Consider the following 6477-nt stretch of genomic DNA (forward strand, 5'->3'; position numbering starts at 1 on the left):
AAAAGCCCCCGGCCGAGGCCGGGGGCTTTTTTTGGTCTGCGACGGAGCGGGCCGCTCAGGCGACCTTGGCCTTCGGCGTCTCGTCCTCGGCGGCCGTCTCGGCCGGCTTGTCGCCGGGGCGCGCGCCGCTCGGGGCCGGGATGTCGACCTCCACTTCCAGCGTCGAGAGCGACTGGTTGCGGTCCATCTTCACGCGCACCGCGCCGGGGTCGATCTGCATGTGCTTGGCGATGACGGCCAGGATCTCCTCGCGCAGCACGGCGACGAGGTCCGATCCGCCCACCACGGCGCGCTCGTGGGCGAGCAGGATCTGCAGGCGCTCGCGCGCCACCGGCGCGGTGTTGCGCTTCAGGAACAGGCTGAGGATGTTCATGCCGCCCTCCGGCCGAAGAGCTTCCCGAACAGGCCCGCGCGGCGGTCGGCCGGGATGGTGACCACCAGCGTCTCGCCCTGCAGGCGCTTCGCCGCGTCGATATAGGCCCGCGCCGGCGCGCTGGAGATATTGCTGACCGTCACCGGCTGGCCGATGTTGGAGGCGCGCAGCACTTCCTGGCTCTCGGGGATGATGCCGAGCAGCGGGATCGAGAGGATCTCGAGCACGTCGTCGACCTTGAGCATGTCGCCGCGCTCGGCGCGCAGCGGGTCGTAGCGCGTCAGCAGCAGGTGCTTCTCCATGCGCTCGCCGCGCTCGGCCTTCAGCGTCTTGCTGTCGAGCATGCCGATGATGCGGTCGCTGTCACGCACGGAGGAGACTTCCGGGTTGGTGACAACGACGGCGACGTCGGCGTGGCGCATGGCCAGCTGCGCGCCGCGCTCGATGCCGGCCGGGCTGTCGCAGATGATCCAGTCGAACTTCTCCTTGAGTTCTTCCATCACCCGGGCGACGCCGTCCTCGGTCAGCGCGTCCTTGTCGCGCGTCTGCGAGGCGGGCAGCAGGCACAGATTGTCGATGCGCTTGTCGCGGATCAGCGCCTGCGCAAGCTTGGCGTCGCCCTGCACGACGTTGATGAGGTCGTAGACCACGCGCCGCTCGGCGCCCATCACGAGGTCGAGGTTGCGCAGGCCGACGTCAAAATCGACGACGACCACGTTCTTGCCCTGCTGGGCCAGCGCCGCGCCGAGCGCTGCGGTCGAGGTCGTCTTGCCGACCCCTCCCTTACCTGATGTGACGACCAGAACCTTGGCCATTGCCGCCGTCTCCTAAGCTTTTCTAATCAAGGGTTGTTATCTGGATGGCGTCGCCGTCGACCCAGGCCTGGATCGGGCGGAGGCGCAGTGACGACTCCAGGCTGTCGGCGGTCTTGTAGAGCCCGTCGATGGCCAGCAACTCGGCTTCGAACCTGCGGCAGAAGATCTGGGCCCGGGGGTTGCCCGTGACCCCGGCGATGGCGCGGCCGCGCAGCGCGCCATAGACGTGGATGGAGCCGCCGGCGACGATCTCCGCGCCGGACGCGACGGAGCCGACGACGGTGACGTCGCCCTCCGGGAACATGATGGTCTGGCCCGAGCGCACCGGCTCGCGCAGCAGCAGGGAATGCGGCCCCTCCGGCGCGCGCGCCGGCGGCTCCGGGGCGGCGGCGGACGGCGCGGCCTCGGCGGGCTCCGGCGCGACGACCGTGCGGGCCGCCTCGCGCCGCGCGCGCTGCGCGTCGATCGTCTCCAGCGGACCGGCCGGGCGTCCGCCGGTCAGCGGCGGCGGCAGACCGAGGCCGAGCCAGTTTGCGTCGACGCCCTCGACGCCCATGATCCGGATGTCGCGGCGATAGAGGTCGGCGACCAGGGCGGCCACGCCGTCACGGTCGATCGGCAGCGCCGACAGGTCGAGCACGACCGGCCGCGACACGAAGAAGCCCGGGGACTTGTCGCTCCAGGCGTCGAGATCCGCCATCCAGTCGGCCAGCGGCGGCTCGGGAGCCAGCGCGAGGGCGAGGAATGAACGGCCGCGAAACCGGAGCGCATGGCGGGGACGTTCTGCGATGGACACTCGATGACCCTCGATTCCGGAGGTGCATCGATTAGGCCTGTCTACGGTTAACGAGCGGTAAACGAGTGGACGGATTTGACCCGAAATGAACCACGAGCTTGGCCGAGAGCGCCGTTAACAGGTGGTGAATGCGTTATTTTACAAGATCTTACGGGAAGTCGTGAAAGTTAATGAAAATACGTTGGCCCTGCTCGCAGGCCGCCGGACGATAGCGCAAAGGGCGGGCCCTCGCCCGTCCGTCGCCCGAACCCAAAGGGCGGACGCCTGTCCGCCCGTCCCCGGAACCCCGGAGCGAAAGCGGAGGGGTGTCCGGGGTCCAGCGCATGGATGATGCCGCGAAGCGGCGCTTCATGAAGCGGGCCGGAGGCCCGCATCGAGAAGCCCTTCCGTGGACGCGCCCGCCTACCCCCCGAGCGTCTGGCGGAAGAACTCCACCGTGCGCGACCACGCCAGCGTGGCGGCGTCCTTGTTGTAGCGCTCCTCGCTGGTGTCGTTGTTGAAGGCGTGGTTCACGCCCTCGTAGACATAGATCGTGTGCGGCACGTTGGCCGCCTTCAGCGCGGCGTCGTAGCCGGCCATGGTGGCGTTCACGCGCGTGTCGAGGCCGGCATAGTGCAGCATCATGCTGGCCTTGATGTTCTTCACCGCGTCGGCCGGCGGCGCGACGCCGTAGAACGACACGCCGGCGTCGAGGCGCGGCTCGCGCGCGGCGATGACGCTGACCATGCCGCCGCCCCAGCAGAAGCCGACCGCGCCGACCTTGCCGTTCGAGCCGTTTCGTTTTTCGAGGAAGGTCACGGCGGCGGAGGCCTGCGCCACCACCTGCTCGCCGGTGATCTTGGCGAACATCGCCCGCGCCGCGTCGGCGTCCTCGGGCGTGCCTCCGAAGGGGGCGAGGAAATCGACGCCGAGCGCCACGAAACCGTCGACCGCGAGCCGGCGCGTCACGTCCTCGATATGGGCGTTCAGCCCGCGATTCTCATGGACGACGATGACGGCCCCGACCTTGGACGCGCCCTTGGGGGCGGCGAGATAGCCGACCAGCTCCGTGTCGCCGATCCGGGTCTTGATTCGCTCGGTCTGGATGCGCGGGTCGGCCTCGGGAACCACCGCCGCGCGGGCGTAGTTCGGTTCGAGGACCGCCAGGGCGGCGGAGGCGGCGGCCGTCGACCCGGCCATCGCCGTCAGCCGCTCGAGGAAGACGCGCCGGCCCAGCGGCTTGTGCGTGTATTCGTCATAGAGATCGATGATCGACTGGTGCAGCGCCATGTGTCCTCCCCTGCGTGCTTCTTGGTTGAGCCGCCAGAATCCGGACCGTGGCGAACCGCGTCAAGGCGCGGCGCGATCACGCTCACGTGGGCGCGGGCCCACAATTGTGATCCGCGGCCCCGCGGCGGGCGTATCTCGGTCATCTCCAATCAAAGGAGGCGGTCATGGGTGAGATCGCGGGCGTGCGGCGCAAGTTCGTGAAGGCGGCGATGGACGCCCCCTTCCTGACGCGCGAGGACGAGCACGCGCTGGCGGTGCGCTGGAAGGACGAGAAGGACGAGGATGCGCTGCATCGCCTCGCCGCCGCCCATATGCGGCTCGTCATCGCCATCGCGGCCCGCTTCCGACACTACGGCCTGCCGATGGCCGACCTGATCCAGGAAGGCCATGTCGGCCTGCTGGAAGCCGGCGCGCGCTTCGAGCCGGACCGGGAGGTGCGGTTCTCGACCTATGCGACCTGGTGGATCCGCGCCTCGATCCAGGACTACATCCTGCGCAACTGGTCGATCGTGCGCGGCGGGACCAGCTCGGCGCAGAAGGCGCTGTTCTTCAACCTGCGGCGGCTGCGCGCCCGCATGGCGCAGGCCGCCGGCAGCGACGGGCTCGTCGACATCCAGCAGCAGATCGCGACCGCGGTGGGCGTGTCGCGGGCCGACGTCGCGGTGATGGAGGCGCGCCTGTCCGGCTCCGACATGTCGCTCAACGCGCCGCTCGGCGACAGCGAGGACTCCAGCGCCCGCATGGACTTCCTCATCGACACCGCTCCGCTGCCGGACGAGACGGTCGGCGAGGCCATCGACTCGGAGCGGCGGGTGAAGTGGCTGCGCTCGGCGCTCACCGTGCTGTCGGACCGCGAGCTGAACATCCTGCGCGCAAGGCGGCTGTCGGAGGATTCGGCGACGCTGGAGTCGCTCGGCGACCGGCTCGGCATCTCCAAGGAGCGCGTCCGCCAGATCGAGAGCCGCGCGATGGAGAAGCTCCGCCGCGCCCTGCTGGAGAGCCACCCGAACGTCGGCGCCGCGCTGGCCTGACGGCCCCGCGCCGCCGCCTCACTCCACGACGATCTTGTAGGTTTGCCCGGGACGGATCGCGGCGTTCCGCTCCAGCCCGTTCAGCGCCATGAAGCGCTCGACCGGATGGTCCGGGATCGCCATGCGTCCGCCCATCGTCTCCGGCGTGTCGCCCGGCTTGGCGGACGCCAGCGCCACGCGCAGCGGCCGGATCGAGGCGATCTCCTGCGCGGTGAGCGTGCGGAAGCTGGCGATGCTGCGGCGGAACTGGCGGTCGACCTCCGGCGTGAGCGTGCGGGCCGCCAGGATGAAGCGGTAGACCGCCGCGCCGGAGCGGATGGCGGCGAGCCGGAAGGTCCAGTCGTCGCCCCGCGCCACTGTGGTGAGCCCGTCCAGCCCCTCGGGCTCCAGCGATTCCGGCGGCGACACCTTGACGCCCTCGATCCAGCCGCTCGACAGATAGGCCTCCAGCGTCGTGTCGTCGGGCAGCTTGACGCTGTCGAAGCGCAGCGCCTGCGCGCCGCCCGGCGCGAGGCCGACCACCGCGACGGCCGAGTTCTCCAGCACGAAGCCGGGCGGAGCCGTGAAGGTGAAGCCCAGATGCGGGTGGAGGAAGCGCGTGCCGCGCACCATGCCCTCGGCCGGGTCGTCGCCGTAGGTGATGCCGTCGATGGCCGCGAGATAGCGCCCGCGGTCGCTCTCGCCGAGCCCCGGCCCGCCGATGGCCCGCGCCGCCGCCAGCGCCTGCGCCACGCGCTCCGGCGTCGAGGGATGGGTCGACAGGAAGTTCATGCTCTGCTGCGACGGCTTCTCGCCGAGCAGGGCGGAGCGCATCGCCGCCTGCCGGCCGAGCGATCCGAGGAAGCGGGCCGCGCCGAACGGGTCGAAGCCCGCCTTGGCCAATGTGCGCACGCCGATCTGGTCGGCTTCCAGCTCCTGGGCGCGCGAGAAGCTCGCGAGGTTGAACTGGCCGGTCGCCTGCGCGGCCTGCCCGGCCGCGGGATCCTCCAGCACCTCGGCGACGACGCGGCTGACCAGCTCGGCCCGGCGCTGCAGCTCGGCCCGCGCGACGGCGTGGTTGGCGCTGACATGCGCCACCTCGTGGGCCATGACGGCGGCGATCTCGGAGGTGTCGTTGGCCAGCGCCAGCAGGCCGCGCGTGACGTAGAGATTGCCGTTGGGTAGCGCGAAAGCGTTGACCGCCGGCGAATTCAGGATGGTGACGCGGTAGGACTGGTCGGGCCGCTCGCTGGCGGCGGTGAGGCGCGCCATGACGTCGTTGAGCATGCGCTCGGCCTGGCCGTAGCGGTACTCGCCGCCGAACATCGACACCAGGTTGCGGTGGTCGCGCGAGCCGGGCGTGTCGACGCCCGCGACGCGCGGCGCGCCGGCCGGCGCCTTGCCGCGCAAGGTGCCGACCCCGACATGATCCGACGCGCAGCCGGCCAGCGCCAGCGCCACGCCGCACGCGGCCAGCAGCCGCCGCAACGGACGCACGGTCGGATCGGGAAACATGACGCGAGGCAGTGACACGGGCCGCTTCAGTCCAGACGTTCCAGTTCGTCGGGGCTCGCGATCTCCATCGCGGGCCCCCTTCGGTCCAGGACGACGCCCCGCACGCGGACCCTGCGCCCCTCCAGCGATGTCAACCTCATGCCCGATGCCTCGAACCTGCGCAAGGCCGCTCTTGCCACGGATACGCTGAAGGTTTCGCTCCGGATCGCGCCGAAATTGAGGTAAAACCTTCCGCCCGCCTCGCCGATACTGGCGACGCGGCCCTCCACCACCGTGAAACGTCCGTCGCGGGCGCGCAAGCCACCGGTGTCGCCGGCGGCCCAAAAAACGCCGCCCTCGGCCCACGCGCCTCGCCGCGCCCGCCGCGCCTCGGCCTCCAGCGCCAGCAGCGTGGCCCGGCAGGCGGGCGTCAGGTCCCCGGGCCGCACCGCCGCGCGGCCTTCCGCCACGAGCTCCGCCGAGACCAGCGCCCCACCGGCCACGACGTGCACCGGCCGCCTCTCCCAGCGGTCCGCCGCCGCGCCGGACGGGACCGCGACCGCCGCGCCGCCGGCGAGCCGCGCCGCCACGTCGGCGACGCCGTCGCCCTCGCCGGCCGGCTGCAGCGGCCAGGCCAGCCCGGCGTGCCGGGCGCGCGACCCGGCCGGCAGCAGCAGGTCGCCGCGCGCGCCGCCCGCCTCCACCACGCGCACGGGGCCG

7 protein-coding genes are annotated in these 6477 nt (G+C 71.3%); 1 reads left to right on the forward strand and 6 read right to left on the reverse strand.

From position 1 onward, the window contains the following. Nucleotides 1-55: 55 nt before the first annotated feature. From minE to NK718_RS19495, 4 genes are all read right to left on the reverse strand, one after another. Nucleotides 56-373 carry a cell division topological specificity factor MinE gene (minE, locus tag NK718_RS19480; protein ID WP_254745742.1) on the reverse strand — a complete coding sequence of 106 codons (318 nt, stop codon included), beginning with the start codon at nucleotides 371-373 and terminating at the stop codon, nucleotides 56-58. After that, complete coding sequence (gene minD, locus NK718_RS19485; RefSeq protein ID WP_254745744.1) at nucleotides 370-1188, reverse strand: septum site-determining protein MinD; 819 nt, start codon at nucleotides 1186-1188, stop codon at nucleotides 370-372. Before minD ends, minE begins: the two co-directional genes overlap by 4 nt. 22 nt (nucleotides 1189-1210) lie before the next feature. Continuing rightward, nucleotides 1211-1984 carry a septum site-determining protein MinC gene (minC, locus tag NK718_RS19490; protein WP_254745746.1) on the reverse strand — a complete coding sequence of 258 codons (774 nt, stop codon included), beginning with the start codon at nucleotides 1982-1984 and terminating at the stop codon, nucleotides 1211-1213. 402 nt (nucleotides 1985-2386) lie between these two features. After that, the gene (locus NK718_RS19495) at nucleotides 2387-3253 is read right to left on the reverse strand and encodes a dienelactone hydrolase family protein (protein WP_254745748.1); all 867 of its coding nucleotides are present in this window, start codon (nucleotides 3251-3253) and stop codon (nucleotides 2387-2389) included. 164 nt (nucleotides 3254-3417) lie between these two features. On the opposite strand from NK718_RS19495, the gene NK718_RS19500 reads away from it, so the two are divergent. Further along, complete coding sequence (locus NK718_RS19500; RefSeq protein WP_254745750.1) at nucleotides 3418-4284, forward strand: RNA polymerase factor sigma-32; 867 nt, start codon at nucleotides 3418-3420, stop codon at nucleotides 4282-4284. Nucleotides 4285-4302: 18 nt separating this feature from the next. On the opposite strand, the gene NK718_RS19505 is transcribed toward NK718_RS19500, so the two are convergent. Both NK718_RS19505 and NK718_RS19510 read right to left on the reverse strand, forming a co-directional pair. Continuing rightward, nucleotides 4303-5796, reverse strand: a complete 1494-nt coding sequence (locus tag NK718_RS19505; protein ID WP_254745752.1) for a M48 family metalloprotease — start codon at nucleotides 5794-5796, stop codon at nucleotides 4303-4305. 8 nt (nucleotides 5797-5804) lie between these two features. Then, on the reverse strand, nucleotides 5805-6477 hold a 673-nt coding region (locus NK718_RS19510; protein ID WP_254745754.1), incomplete at its 5' end, for a hypothetical protein.

It is taken from the genome of Alsobacter ponti (genome assembly GCF_024294805.1).
GTDB classification, from domain to species: Bacteria; Pseudomonadota; Alphaproteobacteria; order Rhizobiales; family Beijerinckiaceae; genus Alsobacter; species Alsobacter ponti.